This is a genomic window from Streptomyces sp. RerS4, assembly GCF_023515955.1.
Taxonomy (GTDB): Bacteria; Actinomycetota; Actinomycetes; order Streptomycetales; family Streptomycetaceae; genus Streptomyces.
The window spans coordinates 4167919-4190995 of record NZ_CP097322.1; the positions used below are offsets into that span (position 1 = coordinate 4167919).

The 23077-nt window shown below is 72.4% G+C and carries 23 protein-coding genes; 12 read left to right on the forward strand and 11 right to left on the reverse strand.

Features of this window, described 5'->3' with window-relative positions; translation table 11 throughout:
• Nucleotides 1-216 precede the first annotated feature (216 nt).
• Both M4D82_RS19365 and M4D82_RS19370 read left to right on the forward strand, forming a co-directional pair.
• Complete coding sequence (locus M4D82_RS19365) at nucleotides 217-1776, forward strand: APC family permease (RefSeq protein WP_249767245.1); 1560 nt, start codon at nucleotides 217-219, stop codon at nucleotides 1774-1776.
• A gap of 131 nt (nucleotides 1777-1907) precedes the next feature.
• Nucleotides 1908-2210 carry a hypothetical protein gene (locus M4D82_RS19370; protein ID WP_249767246.1) on the forward strand — a complete coding sequence of 101 codons (303 nt, stop codon included), beginning with the start codon at nucleotides 1908-1910 and terminating at the stop codon, nucleotides 2208-2210.
• Between the two features lie 65 nt (nucleotides 2211-2275).
• Here the strand turns inward: M4D82_RS19370 and M4D82_RS19375 are convergent, their stop codons facing one another.
• On the reverse strand, nucleotides 2276-2674 hold the full coding sequence (locus M4D82_RS19375) for a VOC family protein (protein WP_249767247.1): 399 nt from the start codon (nucleotides 2672-2674) through the stop codon (nucleotides 2276-2278).
• A 173-nt stretch (nucleotides 2675-2847) separates the two neighbouring features.
• Here M4D82_RS19375 and M4D82_RS19380 point away from each other — a divergent pair, with 173 nt between their 5' ends.
• Nucleotides 2848-3186: a hypothetical protein gene (locus M4D82_RS19380; RefSeq protein ID WP_249767248.1), complete on the forward strand. Its 339-nt coding sequence runs from the start codon at nucleotides 2848-2850 to the stop codon at nucleotides 3184-3186.
• Here the strand turns inward: M4D82_RS19380 and M4D82_RS19385 are convergent.
• Complete coding sequence (locus tag M4D82_RS19385) at nucleotides 3183-3425, reverse strand: DUF397 domain-containing protein (RefSeq protein ID WP_249767249.1); 243 nt, start codon at nucleotides 3423-3425, stop codon at nucleotides 3183-3185. The genes M4D82_RS19380 and M4D82_RS19385 overlap by 4 nt on opposite strands.
• Nucleotides 3422-4258 carry a helix-turn-helix domain-containing protein gene (locus M4D82_RS19390; protein WP_249767250.1) on the reverse strand — a complete coding sequence of 279 codons (837 nt, stop codon included), beginning with the start codon at nucleotides 4256-4258 and terminating at the stop codon, nucleotides 3422-3424. The genes M4D82_RS19385 and M4D82_RS19390 overlap by 4 nt, the downstream gene beginning before the upstream one ends.
• A 126-nt stretch (nucleotides 4259-4384) precedes the next feature.
• On the opposite strand from M4D82_RS19390, the gene M4D82_RS19395 reads away from it, so the two are divergent.
• Nucleotides 4385-4840, forward strand: a complete 456-nt coding sequence (locus M4D82_RS19395; RefSeq protein ID WP_249767251.1) for an ATP-binding protein — start codon at nucleotides 4385-4387, stop codon at nucleotides 4838-4840.
• A 27-nt stretch (nucleotides 4841-4867) separates the two neighbouring features.
• Here M4D82_RS19395 and M4D82_RS19400 read toward each other — a convergent pair whose 3' ends face one another.
• Complete coding sequence (locus M4D82_RS19400; RefSeq protein WP_249767252.1) at nucleotides 4868-5335, reverse strand: hypothetical protein; 468 nt, start codon at nucleotides 5333-5335, stop codon at nucleotides 4868-4870.
• A 161-nt stretch (nucleotides 5336-5496) separates the two neighbouring features.
• A complete protein-coding gene (locus tag M4D82_RS19405) occupies nucleotides 5497-6357 on the reverse strand; it encodes a TIGR03619 family F420-dependent LLM class oxidoreductase (RefSeq protein WP_249767253.1) in 861 nt (286 codons plus the stop codon).
• Between the two features lie 87 nt (nucleotides 6358-6444).
• On the opposite strand from M4D82_RS19405, the gene M4D82_RS19410 reads away from it, so the two are divergent.
• Nucleotides 6445-7200: a PaaI family thioesterase gene (locus M4D82_RS19410; RefSeq protein WP_249767254.1), complete on the forward strand. Its 756-nt coding sequence runs from the start codon at nucleotides 6445-6447 to the stop codon at nucleotides 7198-7200.
• Between the two features lie 51 nt (nucleotides 7201-7251).
• On the opposite strand, the gene M4D82_RS19415 is transcribed toward M4D82_RS19410, so the two are convergent.
• The 4 genes from M4D82_RS19415 to M4D82_RS19430 form a co-directional block, all read right to left on the reverse strand.
• Nucleotides 7252-8367: an ADP-ribosylglycohydrolase family protein gene (locus M4D82_RS19415; protein ID WP_249771964.1), complete on the reverse strand. Its 1116-nt coding sequence runs from the start codon at nucleotides 8365-8367 to the stop codon at nucleotides 7252-7254.
• A gap of 272 nt (nucleotides 8368-8639) precedes the next feature.
• Nucleotides 8640-11219: a bifunctional FO biosynthesis protein CofGH gene (locus M4D82_RS19420; protein WP_249767255.1), complete on the reverse strand. Its 2580-nt coding sequence runs from the start codon at nucleotides 11217-11219 to the stop codon at nucleotides 8640-8642.
• A gap of 40 nt (nucleotides 11220-11259) precedes the next feature.
• Entirely contained in the window at nucleotides 11260-12045 is a 786-nt protein-coding gene (locus M4D82_RS19425; protein ID WP_249767256.1) for an SDR family oxidoreductase, read from the reverse strand.
• Between the two features lie 125 nt (nucleotides 12046-12170).
• The gene (locus M4D82_RS19430; RefSeq protein ID WP_249767257.1) at nucleotides 12171-12887 is read right to left on the reverse strand and encodes a hypothetical protein; all 717 of its coding nucleotides are present in this window, start codon (nucleotides 12885-12887) and stop codon (nucleotides 12171-12173) included.
• A 367-nt stretch (nucleotides 12888-13254) separates the two neighbouring features.
• Between M4D82_RS19430 and M4D82_RS19435 the strand changes: the two genes are divergently transcribed.
• Nucleotides 13255-14994 carry a lytic transglycosylase domain-containing protein gene (locus M4D82_RS19435; RefSeq protein WP_249767258.1) on the forward strand — a complete coding sequence of 580 codons (1740 nt, stop codon included), beginning with the start codon at nucleotides 13255-13257 and terminating at the stop codon, nucleotides 14992-14994.
• Between the two features lie 174 nt (nucleotides 14995-15168).
• Here the strand turns inward: M4D82_RS19435 and M4D82_RS19440 are convergent, their stop codons facing one another.
• The gene (locus tag M4D82_RS19440; protein ID WP_143944737.1) at nucleotides 15169-15372 is read right to left on the reverse strand and encodes a cold-shock protein; all 204 of its coding nucleotides are present in this window, start codon (nucleotides 15370-15372) and stop codon (nucleotides 15169-15171) included.
• Nucleotides 15373-15609: 237 nt separating this feature from the next.
• On the opposite strand from M4D82_RS19440, the gene M4D82_RS19445 reads away from it, so the two are divergent.
• The 4 genes from M4D82_RS19445 (at nucleotide 15610) to M4D82_RS19460 (ending at nucleotide 20495) form a co-directional block, all read left to right on the forward strand.
• A complete protein-coding gene (locus tag M4D82_RS19445) occupies nucleotides 15610-16470 on the forward strand; it encodes a menaquinone biosynthetic enzyme MqnA/MqnD family protein (protein WP_249767259.1) in 861 nt (286 codons plus the stop codon).
• A 287-nt stretch (nucleotides 16471-16757) separates the two neighbouring features.
• Nucleotides 16758-18536: a serine/threonine-protein kinase gene (locus M4D82_RS19450; protein ID WP_249767260.1), complete on the forward strand. Its 1779-nt coding sequence runs from the start codon at nucleotides 16758-16760 to the stop codon at nucleotides 18534-18536.
• Between the two features lie 90 nt (nucleotides 18537-18626).
• A complete protein-coding gene (gene mqnC, locus M4D82_RS19455) occupies nucleotides 18627-19826 on the forward strand; it encodes a cyclic dehypoxanthinyl futalosine synthase (RefSeq protein WP_249767261.1) in 1200 nt (399 codons plus the stop codon).
• A gap of 24 nt (nucleotides 19827-19850) precedes the next feature.
• Entirely contained in the window at nucleotides 19851-20495 is a 645-nt protein-coding gene (locus M4D82_RS19460) for a hypothetical protein (RefSeq protein ID WP_249767262.1), read from the forward strand.
• A 19-nt stretch (nucleotides 20496-20514) separates the two neighbouring features.
• Here M4D82_RS19460 and M4D82_RS19465 read toward each other — a convergent pair whose 3' ends face one another.
• Nucleotides 20515-21291 (reverse strand): DUF3152 domain-containing protein, encoded by a 777-nt coding sequence (locus M4D82_RS19465; RefSeq protein WP_249767263.1) that lies wholly within the window; start codon nucleotides 21289-21291, stop codon nucleotides 20515-20517.
• A gap of 122 nt (nucleotides 21292-21413) precedes the next feature.
• Between M4D82_RS19465 and M4D82_RS19470 the strand changes: the two genes are divergently transcribed.
• Nucleotides 21414-22106 carry a demethylmenaquinone methyltransferase gene (locus tag M4D82_RS19470; RefSeq protein WP_249767264.1) on the forward strand — a complete coding sequence of 231 codons (693 nt, stop codon included), beginning with the start codon at nucleotides 21414-21416 and terminating at the stop codon, nucleotides 22104-22106.
• Between the two features lie 6 nt (nucleotides 22107-22112).
• Nucleotides 22113-23024, forward strand: coding sequence for a glutaminase (locus tag M4D82_RS19475; RefSeq protein WP_249767265.1), 912 nt, complete (start codon nucleotides 22113-22115; stop codon nucleotides 23022-23024).
• Nucleotides 23025-23077 lie beyond the last annotated feature (53 nt).

Here is a 23077-nt window from a genome sequence, read left to right on the forward strand (position 1 = left end):
TGGTGCAAAACGGGCACCCCTGCGGTTTCCGTATTCCGGAAGCGCCCGTCCGCGTCCTCTCAAACGCCGGACGGATGTCTGAGTGAACCTTGTATTGCAGCCACGTGAACTCTGTCGATCTCGGGATTCGAAGGTGATTCGCAGGCCATACGGTCCGTCGACTTTCGGACTTCGGTCCTCCGGATGTGGAAACCGCAGCATCTAACGTCCTGACCCATGACACAGCTCGAAACTCGGCCTCAGGTCGGAGACACGGTAAGCGGCGTCGCCGAGGGCGACGTTCGCGGCAAGGGCCTCGGCAAGGGGTCCGTCGGTTTGATGGGCAGCGCCGTCATCGGCATCTCCACCGTCGCCCCCGTCTACTGTCTGACCTCGACCCTCGGCTCCACCGCCGGCGAGGTCGGCATGCAAATGCCGGCGATCTTCCTGGCCGGCTTCCTCCCGATGCTGCTGGTCGCCTTCGCGTACCGCGAGCTCAACAAGGCCATGCCGGACTGCGGCACCTCGTTCACCTGGACCGTCAAGGCCTTCGGCCCGCGGATCGGCTGGATGTGCGGCTGGGGCCTGGTGATCGCGACGATCATCGTGCTCTCGAACCTCGCCGGCGTCGCCACCTCGTACTTCTGGCTGCTGGCCGGTGAGATCACGGGCAACGCGTCGATCGCGGCCCTGGACGAGAACAAACTCGTCCACATCCTCACCTGTCTGACCCTCATCGCCATCGCCACCGCCATCAGCTACCGCGGCATGACCGCCACCAAGGGCGTGCAGTACGCCCTGGTCGGCCTCCAGCTCGTCGTCCTCGCCGTCTTCGTGGCCATGGCCTTCCAGAAGGCCTCCGCCGGCACCTTCGACACCGGCCTGGACTTCAGCTGGCAGTGGATGAACCCCTTCGCGATCGAGTCCATGGCCGCCTTCACCGCCGGACTCTCGCTCTCGATCTTCATGTACTGGGGCTGGGACGCCTGCCTGGCCACCAACGAGGAGACCACCGGCTCCGCCAAGACCCCCGGCCGCGCCTCGCTCATCGCGATGGTCGTCCTCGTCGGCTCCTACCTCGCCACCGGCATCGCCGCCCAGATGGCCGTCGGCACCGGCGAGACCGGCCTCGGCCTCGGCAACCCCGAGACCTCCGGCAACGTCTTCGCCGCCCTCGCCGGCCCCGTCATGGGCCCGATGCTCGGCGTCCTGCTCTTCGTCGCCGTCCTGGCGTCGGCCGCCGCGTCCCTGCAGACCACGTTCATCCCGGTCGCCCGTACGGTCCTGGCCATGTCGACGTACGAGGCCCTGCCGCCCTCCTACGCCAAGGTCCACCCGCGCTTCAAGACCCCCGGCCGGGCCACCGTCATGGCGGGCGTCGCGACCGGCGGGTTCTACACGATCATGACCCTGGTCAGCGAGAACGTCCTCACGGACACGATCTTCGCGCTCGGCCTGATGATCTGCTTCTACTACTCCCTCACCGCGTTCGCCTGCGCCTGGTACTTCCGCGGCGACCTGCGCCGCTCGGCGCGTGACCTGTTCTTCAAGGGCGTCTTCCCGGTGCTGGGCGGACTGCTGCTCGCCGCGGTGTTCTGCAAGACCCTGCTGGACGCCTGGGACCCGGCCTACGGATCCGGTTCCGCGGTGTTCGGCATCGGCAGCGTCTTCTTCATCGGCGTCGGACTGCTGGTCCTGGGCCTGGGCATCATGCTCGTCACCGAGCGCCGCAGCCCCGCCTTCTTCCGGGGCGAGGTCCTCACGAAGTCGACGCCGGCCCTGGTGGTCGAGGACTGACCCGTTCGTCCTTCGTCTCGCCCTGCCTGCTGTGTCATCCCGCGGCCCCGGATCACCCCCGATCCGGGGCCGTCGGGCGTTCCGGCTGACGACGCAGTGACCGGGGGCGCGGCGGGGTCGTTGGGCGGGGCATGAATCCCGTGAAGCGCACCCTTTCCGCCCTGATCCTCTCCGGCGGGGCCGCCCTCGCACTCACCCCCGGCGCCGCCCTCGCCGCCGACGGCCCCGGCAGCCCCAACGTCAAGGGAACGCCGCTCGTCCAGCGCGTCGGCGACATCGTCGACCACCCCGGCCAGGCCGTAGAGGACACGAAGACGGCCGTGGAGGTCACCGCCGGAGCCGCCGACAGCGCCTCGAAGGCCACCAACAGCTCGCTGGCGGGCGCCGGAACGGCCCTGTCGGCGGGCATGCCGAAGACCCCGAAGGTGGGCTGACGTCGGCTGACGAACTCGGCCTTCTTCCCGCGCCTCGCACGACGGGGGCGGGAAGGGGCCGGGGCTCAGCCCCAGGTGCGGGAGCAGAGCACGAGGCGGTAGCCGTCGGGGTCGGCGATGGTGACGCCGTAGTCGTCCCAGTACGGGTTGTGGGAGGAGACACGGCGTCCGCCGTGGTCGATGAGACGGCGGACGAGGGCGTCGTCGGGGGCTTCGCCGAGGTAGACCACGAAGAGGTCGTCGACGGTGGGGGTGGGGGCGAGCGGGTTCTGGGGGTCCCGGGTCAGCTCGAAGTGCCAGCCACCGCCCGCCGGTCCGACCATGATGAGGTCGTGCTCCCCGGGCACGTGGCCCGAAGTCCGCCACAGGACGTCCAGGCCGAGACCGTCGACGTAGAACCGCTCGGCGGCATCAAGGTCGAGCGAGGGCCGCGCGACCCGGATGTGAGTCAGTGAATCGATCATCTGCGGAGGCTACGACTCCGGGAGGTTGAAGGGGCGGCTCCGGGGGCGGGATGTGTCAGGTGGGGCGGGGTGTTGACGGACACCACCGTGGGGCGGGGCCGGGAGGCCGCCACCTCCACCCCCGCCCGAAAAGCAGGTGCGGGCTTCCGTGGGCGCGGCCTAGCGTGGCACCGATGAGCAGCGACTATCCATTCGCCGACGGCTACAACCTCGTCTGGGATCTGACCGGCTTCGACGGTGCGGACGAGGAGCTGGTCGAGTCCGTCTCGCTGTCGCGCGACCAGTTCCTGGAGATACGTCACCTCTTCGCCCTCGGCGACGATCCGTGGATGGTGGCCGGCGAGTACCGCGTGGCACCGAGCATCTGGGCATACGTCCGCAGCGCCGTTCCGGGAGTCCGGTTCGAGCGTGATGCCGACTACTTCCTCGGCGCCCGTCAGGCCCTGCCTGACGGGCGTTTTTGGCGTCCGGCCCCTGGCGAGGTGCCACCCGGACCCGTACCGCCTCCCTAGGCGGTGACGGTGCCGAGGAAGGCCGTCCAACTGGCGGGACCGACCGCCAACTCGGGGCTCGCGGTGAGCTTCGAGTCCCGGATGTGCACGGTGTCGGCGCAGGTGGCGACCTCGACGCAGTCGTCACCGTCGCCACTGCTGTACGTGGACTTGTGCCAGGAGAGGGCCACCTCGACGCAGCTGTCGCCGTCGCCGCTGCTGTAGCTGCTCTTGAACCACCGGAGCTGGGAGCTGTTCACAGGGAACCTCGCATTCGCATCAACAGGCCCACGGTGTCCGCAGGATTGAGGGCCTGGATGCGAAGTTTGGCATACCGCTGGTGGAGGTCGCTGACGGCTTTCGGGTCGAAGATGACGTGCCCTGACTTTTGGCCTTCGCTGTATCCCACCCACTCGTGTTCCTGGGTTTCGAGGAGTTGGAAGGAGCCACCGAGGCCGGCGTGGTGCGGGCTGACCAGCGGCATGATCTGGAGGTCGACGTTGGGCAGTTCGGCTACCGTCACGAGGTGGTCGATCAGCTCGCGGGTCACCTCCGGTCCACCGGTCTGCCGGAGGATCACCGCCTCGTCGATGATGAAGCTGAAGACCGTGTAGGGCGTGCGGTGTATCAGCGCCTGGCGTTCCAGCCGGGCCTTGATGCGGGACTCAGCCTCCATCGGGGCCGGTGGGGGCAGAACGTCGGCGACGAGAGCGCGTGCGTAGGCCTCCGTCTGGAGCAGACCGGGGACCGACCTGCACTCGTACGTGTTCAGCGCGATGGCCTCCGCCTCCAGCTCGGCCCAGCGCCGGAACCACTTGGCCAGCCCGCGCCTGCGGTCGAGCTGGCGCGCCGCGATGCGAATCAGGCCGAACGCGTCCAAGACCTCCTCCGCCTTGTTCACGAACTTCACCGACGGATGTCGTCGTCCCTGCTCCACCCCGGCGACGTACTGCACCGAGTACCCGACCAGTGTGTGGAACTGTTCCTGCGTCAGGCCCGCGCGCTTGCGGCAGGCCTTGACGACGTCGCCGAAGTTCTTCAGGTCGGCGTCGATCGCGTTGTCGTTGGTGCCGCCGTTTTCGTCGGTCGTCATCACGGTCACCTCCCCGCCCCATGCTCACGGTCGGTGACTACTCGTGTCCAGAGAGTCGACTACTACAGTTGAAAAGTAGCAGTCGAGATGCTGGGAACTCCCCTTCCCACAAGGGACGTTCTCCCTATGACCACCTCCCAGAGCCCCACTTCCGGCCTCGTACGCGTGTTCACTCAGCGTTTCAGCAGCACCCCGCGCGGGGCCCGACTCGCCCGGCAGTTGGCCCTCGTCGAGCTGCACGACTGGGGTGTCCCGGAGGGGACGGCGTTGGCCGACGGGGTCGGGTTGCTCGTCGCCGAGCTGGCGGCCAACGCCGTGACGCACGGGCGCGTTCCCGGGCGGGACTTCGAGCTGCGGATGACGCTCATTGGCGGGATCGTGCGCGTCGAGGTGTCCGATGCCCGCCGCGAGCGGCGGCCGGTCGTACGGCCGCACGCGTACCAGGCGGAATCGGGCTACGGACTGCGCATCGTGGACGGTGTGGCGAGCGACTGGGGGGTCATCGACCGGATCGTCGGCAAGACGGTCTGGGCGGAGGTCGGCCGGTCCACGCCGAGCTTGCGGTGCTCCCGGCAGCCATGACCGCCGCACAGGTGCGGCGAGGGCCGTCTACTGCTTCGGAAGGGTTGCCGGCAGGGAGGGGAGCTTGCCGTCGCTCTTCTGGAAGGTGTCGGTGCCGGCGGTGCCTTCCCAGGTGACCTTCAGGGTGTTCGCGTCGACCGAATCGACCTTGCCCTTCGAACGGGTGGCACCCTGCGGGCACTTCAGGTCGATGGTCTTGCCGTTGGTGGTGCCCTCGCAGGTCTGGCCGGTGGCCGCCTCGACCACGAAGGCCATCTGGCCCTTGACGGTGAGGACGACGCCCTTGCCCGGCTTGTCCATCGCGATCCAGCCGCCCTCCAGGCTGCCGCCCGCCGCCGCGCCGCCGCCGGCGGGCGTGGAGGCCGGGGCGGAGGCGGCGCCGGACGGCTTCTTGTCCGCCGCCGGGGCCGGGTCACCGCTGCCGCAGGCGGTCAGGGTCAGGGCGGCGACGACCGCGCTGACGGCGGCGACGGAGAGGCGCTGGTGGTTGAGCACGGGAAGATCCCCCAAAGGCAGGTACGGGTGCGGACGTGCGGGTGCATGGCCCGCGTGGAAGCGCGCCAAGCTACCAGCCTCACCGGCCGCCTGGCGCATCATCAGACACGCCTCCCGACGCCCCCACGGTTCCCTGCCCCGCCACGCCGCGCGCCTGAGGCTCAGAGGTACCGCGCGAAGTCGTCCAGTACGCGCAGGACCTCCGCCTCCCCGGCCGACGGGAGTTGCAGGACGACCTCCTCGATGCCCAGGTCGGCGTAGTGGGCCAGCTTGCCGGGGTTGGGGCGGACGGCGTACGGGACCACCTGGAGGGTCTTCGGGTCGCGTCCGGCCGCCTCCCAGGCGGCGCGCAGCACCGGGAGGGACTCGGTGAGGCCGCCGCCGCCGATGGGGAGCCAGCCGTCGGAGTGCTCGGCGATGGCCGCGAACAGCTTCGGGCCGGCCGCGCCGCCGATGAGGGTGCGCGGGCCGTACAGCGGCTTTCCGGGGGCGAGTTCGCGCGGCGGCTGGACCGGCTTGGGGTGGGCGGCGCTGGCGTGGACGGAGCCGTACGGGCCCTCGTACGCGGTGGGCTGCGGGGCCCACAGGGCGCGCATCAGCGCCATGTGGTGGCGTACGCGGTCGCGGCGCGTGGGCCAGTCGACGCCGTGGTCGGCGGCCTCCTCGACGTTCCAGCCGTAGCCGATGCCCAGGGTGAGGCGGCCGCCGCTGAGGTGGTCGAGGGTCGCGACCTGCTTGGCGAGGCCGATCGGGTCGTGCTGGGCGACGAGGGTGATGCCGGTGCCGAGGTGGAGGCGTTCGGTGACGGCGGCGGCCTGGCCGAGGGCGACGAAGGGGTCGAGGGTGCGGCCGTACTCCTCGGGGAGTTCGCCGCCCATGGGCGCGTCGGTGGCGCGGCTGATCGGGATGTGGGTGTGTTCGGGGAGGTAGAGGGCGGCGAAGCCGCGTTCCTCCAGGGAGCGGGCCAGCCGGGTGGGGGAGACGGTGCGGTCCGTGAGGAAGATGGTCGTGGCGATCCGCATGGGTCAGGGCACCTCCGAGTGGTGGGGGAGGCCAAGGTACGGGGTTCGGGATGAAGTCGGCAGGGGGCATGTGATGGGGTGGGCGGTATGAACGGCATCGAGACGATCACGGTCGCGGAGCGGCTGCACGGCTACCCGGGCGTGGCCTTCGGCGGCTACGTGGCCGGGCTCCTGGCCGCCCGGATGGCGGGGGTGGCGGATACGGCGGCCGACGCGGGAGCCGTACGGGTGGACTTCCGTCGGCCGGTGCCGACGGGCACCCCGGTACGGGCCGTGGCCGGCCCCGACGGGGGCGTGGAACTGCTCGACGGGGACGGGGGGCTCCTCGCCACCGCGACGGCGGCGCCGGCCCCCGCCGGGGAGGTGCCGCTCCCGCCGTCCTGGGCCGAGGCGTCGAAGGCGGCCGACGCCTACCGCGCCGACCCGCCGGGCGGTGAGGCGGGCTGCTTCGGCTGCGGCCTGGACCGCACCCCCGCGACGGGGCTGCGGCTGCACTGCGGGCGGGTGCCGGGGCGGGAGCTCGTCGCGACGGCCTGGCGGCCCGAGCCGGAACTGCTGGGCCCGGACGGGGTGTTGCCGCCCGAGCTGGCGTGGGGCGCGCTGGACTGTCCGGGGAACGCGGCGGGCCGGCTGCTGGACGGGGGCCCGGCGGGCGCGGTGACGGCCTCGCTGACCGGGCGGCTGCTGCGCCCGGTCGTACGGGCCTCGGACGGCCTGATCTCGTACGCCTGGCTGTTGGGCTCCGAGGGCCGCAAATGCCGCGTGGGCACCGCCCTGGCCACCGCCGACGGCGAACTGTGCGCCCACGCCGAAGCCCTGTGGATCAGGCCCCGGCAACCCTGACGACCCGGGGCCCCGGCATGCCCGCCGTACGGCGGGCATGCCGTACGCCCCTCAGCCCCGGGGATAGCGGGTCAGCCAGGCCGGGGCGGTGGTGCGGGGGCCGTGGAGGGTGGGGCCTTGGGTGAGTTCCAGGGCGAAGTCGTCGGAGAGTTCCAGGATCGTCGCGCGGCCCTCGACCTCCGTCAGCCAGGCGGCCGGCAGGGCCGTCTCGCCGTGCAGGGCGCCGAGCAGGGCCCCGCACAGGGCGCCGGCGGCGGTGGAGTCGCCGCCGTGGTTGACGGCGAGGCGCAGCCCGTGGGGGACGTCCTGCGCGACGAGGGCGCAGTAGACGGCGACGGCGAGGGCGTCCTCCGCGTTCCGGCCGTTGTCGGCGGAGCCACCCGCGAAGGCGAGGGCGTCCACTGACGCCGCCCCCGGCGCGCCCCGCGTCACGGCGGCGACGGCGCGTCGCAGGGCGTCGGTGACCGGTCCGCTGCCGGGGTGGGCGGCGAGCAGGGCGAGGGTGCGTTGGACGGCGGCGTCGAGGGATTCGCCCCGGAGCAGGCCGTGGACGATCACGGCGACGGCGCCGGCCGACAGGTACGCGGCGGGGTGGCCGTGGCTCTGGGCGGCGCACTCGACGGCGAGTTGGAGGACGAGCCCCGGCTCCCAGCCGACGAGGAGCCCGAACGGGGCCGAGCGGACGGTGGCCCCGGCGTCCCGGGCGGTGGGGTTCTTCGGCTTTTCGAGGGTGCCCAGGGTGTCGTCGGCGAAGCCGGTCAGGCAGGAGCGCTCGGGGCCGCGTCGGGCGTAGAGCCACTCCTCGCGGGCGAGCCAGCCGTTGTCCGCGCGGCGCTCGTCGGGGCCCCAGTCGTGCTGGGTCGCGGCCCAGCGCCGGTACGCCCGGTGGACGTCGGTGGGCGGGTGCCAGCCGCCGGTGTCGCGGCGTACGTGGGCCCGTATCAGGCCGTCGACGGTGAACAGGGTGAGCTGCGTGGCTGCGGTGACGGCGCCCCGGCGGCCGTGCGCGGGGGCGGGTTCCGTGAGGCCGGCCGGGCCGTGGGCCTCGCGGATCGCCTCCAGGGAGAGCTCGGCCACGGGCGCGCCGAGGGCGTCGCCGATGGCGGAGCCGAGGAGGGCCCCGCGGACCCGGCTGCGGAAGTCCTGCTGCTCGACGCGGCCCCACAGGGCGGTGGCGATGCCACGCCCGACGGTCCCGCCCGCCGCGGCTTCCGCGACGGCGGTGGTCCCCGCGGTGGTCCCCGCGGTCGTCCCCGCGGTCGTCGCTCTGATCGTCGTGTCCATGTCGTTCCCCCCGAGACTCTGGCGCGCAGCGCACTGTAATGGACACCAGCGGTCACATCCGGAAGTCGGCCCTCACCTCGCCCGTAAGTCGCCGGAGAACGGCTGGATCACGAACCGTTTCGGCCACCGGTCGGCCACCGGTCGGCCACCGCCGGTCAGCCCTCCAGCACCGGCAGCAGCGCCGGCAGGTGCCCGTCCGAGGCGCGCGCCGCCTCCTGGCGTTCGCGCGGCACCTCCCCGTACAGCGTCGTACGGGCCTTCGCCGGCCGGCCCGCGGCCTCCGCGACCGCGATCAGGTCCCGTACCGACTTGTACGAGCCGTAACTCGAACCGGCCATGCGGGAGATGGTCTCCTCCATCAGCGTCCCGCCCAGGTCGTTGGCGCCCGACCGGAGCATTTCGGCCGCGCCCTCCGCGCCCAGCTTCACCCAGCTGGTCTGGATGTTCGTGATGTGCGGGTGCAGCAGCAGCCGGGCCATCGCCGTGACCGCCCGGTTGTCGCGGACCGTCGGGCCGGGCCGGGCGATGCCCGCCAGGTACACGGGCGCGTTCGTGTGGATGAACGGCAGCGTCACGAACTCCGTGAAGCCGCCCGTCCGTTCCTGGATGCGGGCCAGGGTGCGGAAGTGGCCCAGCCAGTGCCGGGGCTGGTCCACGTGCCCGTACATCATGGTCGAGGAGGAGCGAATCCCCAGCTCGTGCGCCGTGGTGATCACGTCGATCCAGTCCGCCGTCGGCAGCTTGCCCTTCGTGAGGACCCAGCGCACCTCGTCGTCGAGGATCTCCGCCGCCGTGCCCGGGATGGAGTCGAGCCCGGCCTCCTTGGCGGCCGTCAGCCACTCCCGTACGGACATCCCCGTGCGGGTGGCGCCGTTGACGACCTCCATCGGGGAGAAGGCGTGCACGTGCATGCCCGGCACCCGCGCCTTCACCGCCCGCGCGATGTCGAAGTACGCCGTTCCCGGCAGGTCCGGGTGGATCCCGCCCTGCATGCACACCTCGACCGCGCCCACGTCCCAGGCCTGGGCGGCGCGGTCCGCGACCTGCTCCAGGGACAGGGTGTAGGCGTCGGCGTCGGTGCGGCGCTGCGCGAAGGCGCAGAAACGGCAGCCGGTGTAGCAGACGTTCGTGAAGTTGATGTTCCTGGTGACGATGTACGTGACCTCGTCGCCCACCACCGACCTGCGCAGGTCGTCCGCGATCCGGCACAGGGCGTCCAGCGCCGGGCCGTCCGCGTGCAGCAGGGCGAGGGCCTGGTCGTCGGTGAGCTTCGTCGGGTCGTCGGCGGCCCGCGCGAGGGCCGCCCGTACGTCGGTGTCGATGCGCTCCGGCACCATCCCCGGGGCCGCGGCCTCGCGCAGGGCCTCCCAGTCGCCGTACACGTGGTCGAAGTCCTCGCGGCGGTCGCCGGTGCGGCCCTCGGTGTCGACGGCGGTGTGCAGGTCGGTGCGCCCGTACGCGGCGAAGCCCTCGTCGGGCTCCTGCCACGGCCGGCCCTCCACCGTCGCCGCCTCGTCCGCCAGGCCCGTCCGCGGATCGGCCAGCGCCCGTACGTGCGGCAGCAGCCGGGGGTCCAGCCAGGGTTCCCCGCGCTGGAGGAACTCGGGGTAGATGGTGAGGCGTTCGCGCAGCTCGAAGCCGGCGGCGGCGGTCCGCGCGGCCAGCTCCTCGATGTGCGGCCAGGGCCGCTCCGGGTTCACGTGGTCCGGGGTCAGCGGGGAGACGCCGCCCCAGTCGTCGATGCCGGCGCCGACGATCAGGGCGTACTCGGCGTCCACCAGGTTCGGCGGGGCCTGGATGCGGGCGCTCGGCCCCAGGATGTGCCGGGCCACCGCGATGGCGGCGGCCAGTTCCTCCAGCTCGGCGTCGGGCATGGCGCGCATGGCCGTGTCGGGCTTGGCCCGGAAGTTCTGGACGATGACTTCCTGGATGCCGTGGTAGCTGCGCTGGATGCGGCGCAGCTCGAAGAAGGCCTCGGCGCGCTCCTCGTAGGACTCGCCGATGCCGATGAGGACGCCGGTGGTGAAGGGCACGTTGGAGCGGCCCGCGTCCTCCAGCACCCGCAGCCGGACGGCCGGTTCCTTGTCGGGGGAGCCGTGGTGCGGGCCGCCGGGCTCGGACCACAGGCGGGTGGCGGTCGTCTCCAGCATCATGCCCATGGACGGCGCGACGGGCTTCAGGCGCTGGAGCTCGGACCAGGACAGCACGCCGGGGTTGAGGTGGGGCAGCAGGCCCGTCTCCTCCAGGACGCGGATGGCCATGGCCCGCACGTAGGCGAGGGTGTCGTCGTAGCCGTGCGCGTCCAGCCACTCGCGGGCCTCGGGCCAGCGGTCCTCGGGGCGGTCCCCGAGGGTGAACAGGGCCTCCTTGCAGCCCGTCGCGGCGCCGGCGCGGGCGATGTCGAGGACCTCGTCGGGCGACAGGTACATCCCGTGACCGGCCTTGCGGAGCTTGCCGGGGACGGTCACGAACGTGCAGTAGTGGCACTTGTCGCGGCACAGCCGGGTCAGCGGGATGAAGACCTTGCGCGAGTACGTGATGACGCCGGGCCGCCCCGCGGCTTCGAGGCCGGAGTCCCGCACACGGGCGGCGGAGGCGGCGAGGTCCTTCAGGGCCTCGCCGCGCGCCTGGAGGAGTACGGCCGCCTCGGCGGCGTCCAGCGCGACGCCGTCGCGGGCCCGCCGGAGCGCGCGGCGCATCGCGTTGTCGGTCGGAGCGTCACTCGGAGTGGTCATGTGGCGAGCATACGATCCACTCGACGGTCCGCGGAGGGCGTCATCGCATCAGCTCACCGGCGTTGACCAGCAGGGACTGGCCGGTTATCGCCCGCGCCCGGTCGCTCGCGAGGAAGGCGGCGGCATCGGCCACGTCCCCGTCGGTGGCGAGGTCGGGCAGGGCCATCCGGTCGGTGAGCCGGGCGAGCACCTCGGCCTCGGGGACGCCCTCGGTGTGGGCGGTGAACGTCACGAACGCCTGCACGGGCGGGCCCCACATCCAGCCGGGCAGCACGGTGTTGACGCGGACCCGGTGCGGGCCGAGCTCCCGGGCCATGGAGTACATGGCCGAGGTCAGCGCGCCCTTGGAGGCGGCGTAGGCCGCCTGGTGGACCTCGTTCGGGGCGGCGATCGCGGACTGGGTGCCGATGATGACGACGGAGCCGCCGCCGGCGGCCTTGAAGGCGGGCAGGCAGGCGCGGGTCATGCGCAGGGTGCCCAGCAGGTTGACGTCGAGGATCTGCTGCCAGGTCCCGAAGTCGGCGTCCTCCAGGCCGCCGAAGTACGAGTCCCAGGCGGCGACGTGCACGACGGCGTCCACACCGCCGAAGCGTTCGCCGGCCAATTCCACCAGGGCCCGGCACTGGGCCTCGTCGGTGATGTCGGTCGGCCGGTACGCGGTGTGCGCGCCGTCGGGGTCGATCTCGGCGGCCGATTTGGCCAGATTGGCCTCCGTACGGGCGCCGAGGACGGCGTTCCCGCCGTCGCGGACCACGGCGGCGGCCACTTGGTGCCCGAGCCCGGCCCCGACGCCGGAGACGATGACGGTCTTCCCTCGCAGCAACATGCGCGCCTCCTGGCGACCCACGGATCTGACGGGCCGTCAGGGTAGGGGCGTGGGGCGGGCTTGTGAAGAGGCGGCGGGGGCAGGGGCTTCCGCCTCCCGCCCCCGCCCGCGTCCGGCGCCCGGGGTCAGGAGGTGACGTCCGCGATGATGTTGGTGATGACCCAGACCGCCCAGAGCGCCGGCAGGATCGCCACGTAGGCGAGCGGGCGCGCGTGCACCGGCGGGCCCTCGTCCAGCGTCTGGCGACCCGGCGCGGGCTCGGAGGGCGGCAGCTTGGAGAACCTGATGGCCGCGATCAGGTTCCAGATCAGCGTGAACGGGCTGAAGATCACCAGGGACAGGGGGCTCCACCAGCCCTGGACCAGGGTCTTCGTGGTCATCGCCCGCACCATGGCCCGGCCGCAGGTGCGGCAGAAGGGCCCCTTCTGGTGGAAGAAGCGCATCAGGATCAGGATGCCCATGTGGGCCCGTACGGACATGTTCACCGTGTGCGGAGACCCGCAGACGCGGCAACCGGCGTCGGGCACGCCGGGGTGGGCGTAGCCCGGCTGGCCCGGGTGACCGGGCTGCGGGGCCTGGGCGTACGGGCCCTGCGGGTGCGGGGGCTGTATGTACGGGCTCTGCGGGTGCTGCTGACCCTGCGGGTACTGGCCCTGCGGCGGGTACGGGGCCTGTGCCTGGGGAGCCTGGCCGCCGTAAGGATTCTGCGCGTACGGGTTCTGATCGGCCGGGGCCTGCCCGTACGGGTTCTGACCGTACGGCGCCTGCTGCGCGGCACTCGCGTACGGGTTGGCGGCGTCCGGGCCGCCGGTGGTGGGGCCGGGCGGCGGGGTGTTGGTCATGAGGTGGTGCCTTCGGCGTCTGGGGTGTGCGCGTCGGGCGGCAACCGGAGCCGCCGATGCGCTCGGACGGCCGAACGTACCAGCCGGCGCCGACACCTTCGAAGATCGTCCCCGAGGGCCTGTCGGCGCGTCACGGGCGGCGGTTGTCCGCGACGCTTACGGCACCGGAGGCCCCGGACGGTGGACGAACCGGGCAGACTGGAGCCGTACTGGACGTCTTGGGTCACGAGTCGGTGAAGCCGAGACGAATGGTGCGTCATATCTCCGGGGGCGGCGGCGAGTCGTATCCGAATACCTGATAGACAGAAGAATCACGGCTCGACCAGCCGGACGCCTTCGCCGGCCGCCTTGGGGGGATCGCCGCACTGTGAAGCCGCTTCACCGTCATGTAGTCAACACCTCGCGCAAGGTCCTGTGCACGGCCGCCCTCGCGGCCAGCCTGACCACCGCCGCCGTCGTGACCAACACCCCGGTCGCCGGCGCCGGAGAGGCCGAACCGACCCCGGACAGCCCGCAGGCCATCGACCGCGGCGACGCCCGCCTGGACGTGCCGCCCACGGTCGCCGACCCGCAGGTCCCGCCCGCCGCCGGCGCCGCGACGACGGAGACCGCCTCGGGCATCCCCGCCACCGCCCTCGACGCCTACAGGCGCGCCGAGGTGGCCGTGGCCGCCGCCCTGCCGGAGTGCAAGCTGTCCTGGCAGTTGATCGCGGGCATAGGCCGGGTCGAGTCCGTCCACGCCTCCGGCTACGGACTCAAGTCCGACGGGTACACCGAGAAGCTGATCCGCGGGCCCCGCCTCGACGGCAACGGCTTCGCCCGGATCACCGACACCGACAAGGGCGAGTGGGACGGCGACACCGAGTTCGACCGCGCCTTCGGCCCGCTCCAGTTCATCCCGACGACCTGGACGATCTGGAAGGCCGACGGCAACGGCGACGGCAAGCGCGACGCCAACAACATCTACGACGCGGCCCTGGGCACCGGCCTCTACCTCTGCTCCGGCGGCAAGGACCTCTCCCTCCCGGCCGACCTCGACAAGGCGCTGCTCGCGTACAACCCCTCGCGCGAGTACGTGAACACCGTGCTCGGCTACATGCGCCAGTACCAGCAGGGCGCCACCGGCGTGGAGAACCCGCCGCCGGCCAACTACCCGACGCCGCCCACGCCGTCGCTGCCCACCCCGCGCCCGCCGCAGCCGACGACGCCCGTGACGCCGACGCCGCCGGTCACCCCGTCCAAGCCGACGAACCCGACCAACCCGACCACGCCCACGAAGCCGACCGAGCCGTCGAAGCCCACCGAGCCGTCGAAGCCGACCCCGGCTCCCGCGACGCTCGCCAAGCTGGAGCAGCAGGGCGAGATCGCGTTGGAGGCCGAGACCGGCAGCCTGTTCGCGGAGGGCGCCCGCTTCAAGGCGGTCCTCAGCGACAGCAAGCCGGCCGCCGGGCAGGCCGTCGTGGTCACCGTCGAGCAGGACACCACGGGCGGCACCGGCTTCGTCTTCGTCAACGAGACGCACGTGGTCATCCGTACGGACGACCAGGGCATCGCGACCGCCCCCCGGCTCAAGGCCGGCCCGAACGCGGGCACCTTCACCCTGCGGGCCACGGCCTACGACGCCAAGGGCCAGTTCACGGTGGCGCTGAAGGGCAAGGTCACCGCCAGGCCGGTGGAGCAGCCGGTGGAGCTGACGCGCACCGACGCCACCGCCCCGGTGACGGCCGTGAGCGGCACCTCGATCAAGGGCCTGGAGTTCCTCGCGGAGGCCGGCGACAAGCCCGTCGCCGGTGCGAAGGTCACCGCCGCCCTCGTCGAGGAGACCAAGCCCGGCGTCTGGGCCCTGGTGGACCCGAAGACGGCGAAGGGCCCGTACTTCAAGGACGCGGCGGGCGGCAAGCTCTTCTCCCTGGAGCTGCCCGAGACCAAGGCCGACGGGAAGATCGCCCTGCCGGCGCTCTTCACGGAGGGCGTCGAGGCGGGGACCTACCACCTGCGCCTGACGACGGCGGACAAGAAGTCCCAGCTGATCCTCAAGATCACGGTCACGGCAGCCCAGCCGACCCAGCCGGCCCCGGCGCAGCCCACCGGAGCGGCGAAGAGCTGACACCCGCCCCGCCCGCACGAACACCACGGCCGGTCGCTCACCGCGACCGGCCGTGGTGCGTTCCCCCCCCGCCCGGCCAGGGCAAAGGCAGGAGCCCCGCCTTCTCCGCTCGCACGGAGGAGACAGGGCTCCTTGGGTACTGCTAATCCAACCGCGATCCGGTCGGCCAGGCGACTAGGCCGGTACGACGTTCTCCGCCTGCGGGCCCTTCGGACCCTGCGTGACGTCGAAGGTCACCTGCTGGTTCTCCTCCAGGGAGCGGAAGCCAGAGGCGTTGATCGCGGAGTAGTGGACGAAGACATCCGGGCCGCCGCCGTCCTGGGCGATGAAGCCGAAGCCCTTTTCAGCGTTGAACCACTTCACGGTTCCGGTAGCCATGAGCCCTCCTATGGGCCAAAGGGTCGCCCTGCTCCAGAACCTGCTAAGAAGTCTGAAAACTACAAAAGCCTGCGGGTTACATGCTCCGCAGGCCTCGTACTGCAAGGGAAACCAAACTGCAACTTGCGTCGAGCCTAGCACGCACCCTCGGGGCGAGACCAGAGGGAAAGATCACGTCACCCGGACGTTTGAGACCCGCCTCATCGCTGACGGAGAGGCGACGGCTAGTCTCGCGATGTGGACGCCTATCGCAGCCGGCCCCGCGTCGGCCACATCCAGTTCCTGAACTGCCTGCCCCTCTACTGGGGGCTGGCCCGAACCGGCACCCTGCTGGACCTGGAACTGACGAAGGACACCCCGGAGAAGCTGAGCGAGAGCCTCGTGAGGGGTGACCTCGACATCGCCCCGATCACCCTCGTGGAGTTCCTCCGCAACGCCGACGACCTCGTCGCCTTCCCCGACCTGGCGGTGGGCTGCGACGGCCCCGTCATGTCGTGCGTGATCGTCTCCCAGGTGCCGCTGGAGCACCTCGACGGCGCCCGGGTCGCCCTCGGCTCGACCTCCCGGACCTCCGTACGCCTCGCCCAGCTGCTCCTCGCCGAGCGCTACGGAGTCACGCCCGACTACTACACCTGCCCACCTGACCTGGGGCTGATGATGCAGGAGGCCGACGCGGCGGTGCTGATCGGCGACGCCGCGCTGCGGGCCTCCCTGCACGATGCGCCCCGGCTCGGGCTGACCGTCCACGACCTCGGGCAGATGTGGAAGGACTGGACCGGACTGCCGTTCGTGTTCGCCGTCTGGGCCGCCCGCAAGGAGTACCTGGAGCGGGAGCCGGCCACCGTCCGCGAGGTCCACCGGGCCTTCCTCGCCTCCCGGGACGTCTCGCTGGAGGAGGTCACCAAGGTCGCCGACCAGGCGGCGCGCTGGGAGGCCTTCGACGCCGAGCTGCTGGAGCGCTACTTCACCACCCTCGACTTCCGCTTCGGCCCGGACCAACTGGCCGGAGTACGGGAATTCGCGCGCCGGACCGGGGAGACGACCGGCTACCCCGCCGATGTCACCGTCGAGCTGCTCGCCGCCGCCCGCGATCATTAGCGAGACTTATACGGGAGGGGGTTCGGTAAAGGGGATCCGGAGGGACGTTCCGCATCCCGGAAAAGGGCATGCCAAACCGAATGTGCCCGTTTCCCGGGAATTCGTTCCCCTTTCGAGCCGGCGTCCAGTAATCGACAGTGCGCATTCCCCTTTCCGGCCACGGGTCGGATCGCCGGGGCCGGCTCGTCCCTCCCGGCCCGAGTCCCCCAACCCCTAAGGTGCTGCCTGTCCGGGAGACACCGCCCTGGGCACGACGTACGAGGTCGAACGACGGGGACGGGGGAGCCATGCAGCCGCTCGAAGAGGGTGAGCCGCGGACCGTCGGCGCCTACCGGCTGCTCGGCCGGCTCGGCGCGGGCGGCATGGGCCGGGTCTACCTGGGGCGCAGCGCCGGCGGCCGGACCGTCGCCGTCAAGGTGGTGCACCCGCACTTCGCCGCCGACCGGGAGTTCCGGGCCCGCTTCCGCCGCGAGGTGGAGGCCGCCCGGCGGGTCGGCGGGGAGTGGACCGCGCCCGTTCTGGACGCCGACCCGGAGGCGGCCGTGCCGTGGGTGGCGACCGGGTACGTCGCCGGTCCGTCGCTGGGCGCGGCGGTCGCCGGGCACGGGCCGCTGCCCGAGGCGCCGGTACGGGCGCTGGGCGCGGGGTTGGCGCGGGCGCTGGTGGCGGTGCACGCGCTGGGCCTCGTACACCGGGACGTGAAGCCGTCGAACGTGATGCTGTCCCTGGACGGGCCCCGGTTGATCGACTTCGGGATCGCGCGGGCCACGGACGGCACCGCCTCCCTGACCTCCACCGGCGTCTCCGTCGGCTCGCCGGGCTACATGTCGCCGGAGCAGATCCTCGGCAAGGGCGTCACCGGCTCCTCGGACGTGTTCTCCCTCGGCGCGGTCCTGGCCTTCGCGGCGACCGGCCGGCCCCCCTTCAGCGGGGACAACTCGGCGACGCTCCTCTACAAGGTGGTGCACGAGCCGCCGGAGCTGGACGGGCTGCCGGCCGGGCAGCTGCGCGAGCTGATCGGGTCCTGCCTGGCCAAGGAGGCGAGCGCCCGTCCGACGCCCGAGGCCCTCGCGGCCGCCCTGGGCGAGGTGGCGGGTTTCTCGGGCCGGCTGCCGGCGCCGCTGGTGGAGGAGATCAGCCGGGCCGCGGTGGCCCTGCTGGACCTGGACGCCGACGCGGGGGCGGACGCCGTGTCCGGGCACTCCGGGCCGGTTCCGTTCACGGCGGCCTCCTCCGGGGGCCCCGTCGGCGTCGGCTTCGGGACGCCCGACCCGTCCTACGGAGGCCCGGTCGGTACGCCCTACCCCGCGCCCGGGGTCTCCGTGGGCCCGTACGGCTCCCCGGGCGGGGTGTACGGCGCCCCGACGCAGACGGCCGGGGGCGGAGGCGGCGCGGGCGGCGGTCCGGGCGGCGGTCCGGCCGGCGCGGTGCCGGGCCCGCGCGACACCCCGAGGGCGCCGGATCACCTCGGCGCGTCCGGGCGCCGCTTCAGCTGCACCCTCGTGATCGGCGCGGCCGTGGTGCTCGCGGCGCTGTCCGGCGGGCTCTACGGGTTGGGGCTGCTGCCGGGCCAGGGCAAGCAGCGGGACGCGGCCTCGCAGGGGGGCGCCTCCACGCCCCCCGCCTCCGACCCGGCCGCCTCCGCGCCGTCGGGGTCGGGGTCGGCGTCGCCGTCGGGGTCGGCGGGCCCGCCCAAGGGGACCCGTAACGACGTACCCAAGGAACTCGTCGGCACCTGGAAGGGCACCGTCACCACCGCCCGCATGGGGGTCGCGAGCGAGTTCGAGATCACCATCCGGGCCGGCAAGGTGGGCGAGGTCGTCGGCCGGGACAAGTCCGTCCTGCCGCTCCTCGGCACCGACTGCAGCGGCGACTGGAAGTTGGCCTCCGCCACCGACCGTTCCCTGGTCCTCGACACCTCGGGCGGCCCCAACCCGGCCCCCGGCGTGTGCTCCAACGGCTCCGCCGACGAGCGGTTCACCCTCAACGCCGACGGAACCCTCCACTACCGCTCCGGGGACGGCCCGGCCGGCCGGCCCGAGGGCGACCTGACCCGCAGCCCGTAAAGCGTGCGGCCCCTGAACGGCGGCCGGTGGCCCTGGCGTAGGCTGGCTCGGTCCGCACCCCTTGACACACCGCCGAAAGGTGACGCACCGGTGACCGACCAGGCCGCTCTCCAGTCTGTCCTCGACCGCGCCGCCGCGGGGGGCCGGATCACGAAGGAAGAGGCGCTCGACCTCTACCGGCACGCCCCGCTGCACGCGCTCGGCCAGGCCGCCGACGCCGCGCGCCGGCTGCGCTACGCCGGTACGGAGCACATCGCGACGTACATCATCGAGCGCAACATCAACTACACCAACGTGTGCGTCACGGCGTGCAAGTTCTGCGCGTTCTACGCGGCCCCGAAGGACACCAAGAAGGGCTGGTCCCGCGACCTCGACGACATCCTGCGCCGCTGCGCGGAGACCGTCGAGCTGGGCGGCACGCAGGTCATGTTCCAGGGCGGACACCACCCGGACTACGGGGTGGAGTACTACGAGGAGCACTTCTCCGCCATCAAGAAGGCCTTCCCGCAGCTGGTCATCCACTCCCTCGGCGCCTCCGAGGTCGACCACATGGCCCGCATCTCCGGCGTCAGCGCCGAGGAGGCCATCCGCCGCATCCACGCGGCCGGCCTCGACTCCTTCGCGGGCGCCGGCGCCGAACTCCTGCCGGAGCGCCCGCGCAAGGCGATCGCCCCGCTGAAGGAGTCCGGCGAACGCTGGCTGGAAATCATGGAGATGGCCCACCGGCTGGGCGTGGAGTCCACCTCCACCATGCTGATGGGCACCGGCGAGACCAACGCCGAGCGCATCGAGCACATCGCGATGATCCGGGACACGCAGGACCGCACCGGCGGCTTCCGCGCCTTCATCCCGTACACGTACCAGCCGGAGAACAACCACCTCAAGGGCCGCACCCAGGCGACGATCTTCGAGTACCTGCGGATGATCGCCATCGCGCGGCTCTTCCTCGACAACGTCGCCCACATCCAGGGCTCCTGGCTGACCGTCGGCAAGGAGGCCGGTCAGCTCTCGCTGCACTACGGCGCCGACGACCTCGGCTCGATCATGCTGGAGGAGAACGTGGTCTCCTCGGCCGGTGCCAAGCACCGCTCCAACCGCCAGGAGATCATCGACCTGATCCGCAAGGCCGGTCGCGTCCCCGCGCAGCGCGCGACGACGTACGAGCACCTGCTCGTGCACGAGGACCCGGCGAACGACCCGGTCGACGAGCGGGTGGTCTCGCACATCTCCTCCACCGCCATCGAGGGCGGCACGGCCCACCCCGAGTTGAAGCTCATCTCCACGAACTGACCCACCACGAGCCCACGGACCTCGATGCTGACGCTGCACACCGCCGACCTCCTCGTCACCGGACCGGGAGCGACGCCGCTCCCGAGCGGCGCGGTCCTGGTCGACGGCGCCGGGATCGTCCGCGTGGGCCCGTACGAGGAAATCGGCGCGGCCGCCCCGCACGCCCGCGTCCGGCGTTGGCCCGGGGTGTTGACCCCGGGGCTGCTGGCGCGCGGCGCCGACGTGCTGCTGGAGCGCACGTACTACCCGGACGACCCGTACGAGGTCACCGAGCTCGGCGCCGACCCGATCAGCGGGGACGGGGCGCTGGCCGCGCTGAAGATGACCGAGGCCCGTTGGGGCCACAGCGCGCGGCGCGGTACGCAGAAGCTGCTGGCGCGCGGGGTCGTGGCGGTGGCCGGGCGGTTCACGGTGGCCTCGGTGCGGACGGCGGTCGTCCGCTCGGGCCTGACGGTGGTGCCGCCCGCGCCCTACGAGGGTGAGCCCTCCCTCGACCCGCTCGCGGGGCGGGAGTCGGCCGGGCAGGCCTTCCACGGGGTCCTGGAGGCGGGGGCCCCGGCCCGGTTCGCGGTGTTCGCGGTGGCCGACGAGGCGGAGCTGCTCGCGCGCGGGGCGCGGACGTGCGTGGCGACGGTGATCTCGGGCCGACTGCTGCACCGGCGCCGCTGAGCTTCCTTCTTCGGGCCTTTCAGGGCACGCGGGGGCCGGACAGGTAGGTGCCGTCGGCGGCGTACGGCCAGGCGTTCGCGGTGCAGCCCTGGAGGCCCTTGATCTGCTGCATCATCGCGGGCGCCGGCTTCCCCGGGCCGGGGCAGGTCTCGTGCCCGTGGCCCAGTTCGTGCCCGACCTCGTGGTTGACGATCAGCGCCCGGTACTCCTTCACGGGGCCGCGGAACTGGGGCGAGCCCTCCTGCCACCGCTTGAGGTTCACCACGACGGTGTGGCCGACGCGGCAGTTCGTCTCCCCGACCAGCTCGGGCGTGACGACCTCGCACAGCCGGTCGGTGGTCGCCGGGGTGGCGATCTTCACGGTGAATTCCACCGGCTCGCCCGGCCCGGCCAGCCGGAAGCCGTTCGCCGGGTCCCGGATCCAGCCGCGCCGGTCGCCGAGTATCGCCTCGATGCCGTGCGCGGCCTCGTCGGGGTCGACGCCGCTGCCCCGCTCCACCTCCACGCGCCAGCGCATCGGGGGCCCCTGGCCCTGGGCCCGCCCGGCGGCCGTGGAGGCCGCGAAGCCGGTGGAGGGGCCGGTGGAGGGGCCGGTGGGGGCGGGCGCGGCGGCGGAGGCGGCGGAGGATGCGGTGGGACGCGGTGGCGCCGCGTCGGCGGGCGCCGGCGGCTCGTCGGAGCCCCGCTGCCAGGCGGCCACGCCGAGGACGACCAACCCCGTGGCGCACAGGAGCGTACGGCGCAGCCTGCGCAGCCGCTCGGCCCGTCGGGCGCTCTGGTACGTACCGGCCGCCATGTGGGACCCCCCCTGGTTGTAGATCCAGTGTGCCCGGCGGCAGGGGCCGCGCGGCGGCGGGGCGGCGGCCTGAGAGGATGGCTCCCGTATCTGCCGAACCGCACACCGAGGGGCCAACGCCAGTGACAAGGGCTTCCCTGGACAAGCAGCCGCACGAAGTCGCCTCCATGTTCGACGGTGTGGCGGCGAACTACGACCTCACCAACGACGTCCTCTCCCTCGGCCAGGCCCGCCTGTGGCGCAAGGAGGTCGCCAAGGCGGTCGCGGCCCGCCCCGGTCAGAAGGTGCTCGACCTGGCCGCCGGGACCGCGACCTCCTCGCTGCCCTTCGCCGCGACCGGCGCGTACGTCGTCCCGTGCGACTTCTCCCTCGGCATGCTCCGCGAGGGCAAGAAGCGCAACCCGTGGCTGCCGCTGACCGCCGGCGACGCGACGCGGCTGCCGTTCAAGGACGACGTCTTCGACACGGTGACGATCTCCTTCGGCCTGCGCAACGTCCAGGACACCGACGCGGCGCTGCGCGAGCTGTACCGGGTGACGAAGCCCGGCGGGCAGGTCGTCATCTGCGAGTTCTCGCAGCCCACGTGGGCGCCGTTCCGCACGGTGTACACGGAGTACCTGATGCGGGCACTGCCGCCGGTGGCGCGGGCGGTCTCCTCGAACCCCGACGCGTACGTGTACCTCGCCGAGTCCATCCGCGAGTGGCCCGACCAGCCCGCGCTGGCGGCCCTGCTGGGCAAGGCCGGCTGGTCCAAGGTGGCCTGGCGCAACCTCAGCGGCGGCATCGTGGCGCTGCACCGGGGCTTCAAGGCGTAGCCGGCGGTGGACTACGCAGCCCTCCTGGAGCAGATCGCCGTCGACGTCGCCCCGCTGATCGGCAGCGGCACCCCCGCCGAGTACATCCCGGCACTCGCCTCGGTGGACCCGTCGCGGTTCGGGATGGCGATCGCGGAACTCGACGGGACGGTGCACGGGGTGGGGGACTGGCGGGTCCCCTTCTCCGCGCAGTCCGTCACGAAGGTCTTCGCGCTGGCGCTCGCGCTCGCGGAGGGCGGCGACAGCCTGTGGGAGCGGGTCGGCCGGGAACCGTCGGGCAACCCGTTCAACTCGCTCGTGCAGCTGGAGTACGAGAACGGCATCCCCCGCAACCCCTTCATCAACGCGGGGGCGCTCGTCGTCACCGACCGGCTCCAGACGCTGACCGGTGACGCGAGCAGCGAACTCCTGGAGTTCCTGCGGCAGGAGAGCGGCAACCCGGAGATCGGCTTCGACGCGGAGGTGGCGGCGTCGGAGCACGAGCACGGGGACCGGAACGCGGCCGTCGCGCATTTCATGGCGTCCTACGGGAACATGGACAACCCCGTACCGGCGCTGCTGGACCACTACTTCTGGCAGTGCTCGATCGAGATGAGCTGCGCCGACATGGCCTTGGCGGCCGGCTTCCTGGCCCGCCACGGCCTGCGGGCCGACGGCTCGCGGCTCCTCACCCGCAGCGAGGCGAAGCAGATCAACGCGGTGATGCTGACCTGTGGGACGTACGACGCGGCAGGCGAGTTCGCCTACCGCGTCGGCCTCCCCGGCAAGAGCGGCGTGGGCGGCGGCATCGTCGCCGTCGTCCCGGGCCGCTGCACCCTGGCGGTCTGGAGCCCAGGCCTCGACTCCCGAGGCAACTCGGTAGCCGGCGTATCCGCCCTGGACCGCTTCACCACCCTGACGGGCCTGTCCATTTTTTAACGCGCCGCTCGCGCGGCTCGGCGCCGGGGCGCCTCCCCGGCTTCGCGCCGCTG

What these genes read in the sequence shown, in the direction of transcription:
- M4D82_RS19375 (WP_249767247.1), bottom strand. Translation starts at nt 2,674, where the DNA reads ATGATCGATTCACTGACTCACATCCGGGTCGCGCGGCCCTCGCTCGAC.
- M4D82_RS19450 (WP_249767260.1), top strand. Translation starts at nt 16,758, where the DNA reads ATGCAGCCGCTCGAAGAGGGTGAGCCGCGGACCGTCGGCGCCTACCGG.
- M4D82_RS19380 (WP_249767248.1), top strand. Translation starts at nt 2,848, where the DNA reads ATGAGCAGCGACTATCCATTCGCCGACGGCTACAACCTCGTCTGGGAT.
- M4D82_RS19420 (WP_249767255.1), bottom strand. Translation starts at nt 11,219, where the DNA reads ATGACCACTCCGAGTGACGCTCCGACCGACAACGCGATGCGCCGCGCG.
- M4D82_RS19460 (WP_249767262.1), top strand. Translation starts at nt 19,851, where the DNA reads ATGCTGACGCTGCACACCGCCGACCTCCTCGTCACCGGACCGGGAGCG.
- M4D82_RS19425 (WP_249767256.1), bottom strand. Translation starts at nt 12,045, where the DNA reads ATGTTGCTGCGAGGGAAGACCGTCATCGTCTCCGGCGTCGGGGCCGGG.
- M4D82_RS19370 (WP_249767246.1), top strand. Translation starts at nt 1,908, where the DNA reads ATGAATCCCGTGAAGCGCACCCTTTCCGCCCTGATCCTCTCCGGCGGG.
- M4D82_RS19430 (WP_249767257.1), bottom strand. Translation starts at nt 12,887, where the DNA reads ATGACCAACACCCCGCCGCCCGGCCCCACCACCGGCGGCCCGGACGCC.
- M4D82_RS19440 (WP_143944737.1), bottom strand. Translation starts at nt 15,372, where the DNA reads ATGGCTACCGGAACCGTGAAGTGGTTCAACGCTGAAAAGGGCTTCGGC.
- M4D82_RS19390 (WP_249767250.1), bottom strand. Translation starts at nt 4,258, where the DNA reads ATGACGACCGACGAAAACGGCGGCACCAACGACAACGCGATCGACGCC.
- M4D82_RS19410 (WP_249767254.1), top strand. Translation starts at nt 6,445, where the DNA reads ATGAACGGCATCGAGACGATCACGGTCGCGGAGCGGCTGCACGGCTAC.
- M4D82_RS19465 (WP_249767263.1), bottom strand. Translation starts at nt 21,291, where the DNA reads ATGGCGGCCGGTACGTACCAGAGCGCCCGACGGGCCGAGCGGCTGCGC.
- M4D82_RS19395 (WP_249767251.1), top strand. Translation starts at nt 4,385, where the DNA reads ATGACCACCTCCCAGAGCCCCACTTCCGGCCTCGTACGCGTGTTCACT.
- M4D82_RS19365 (WP_249767245.1), top strand. Translation starts at nt 217, where the DNA reads ATGACACAGCTCGAAACTCGGCCTCAGGTCGGAGACACGGTAAGCGGC.
- M4D82_RS19405 (WP_249767253.1), bottom strand. Translation starts at nt 6,357, where the DNA reads ATGCGGATCGCCACGACCATCTTCCTCACGGACCGCACCGTCTCCCCC.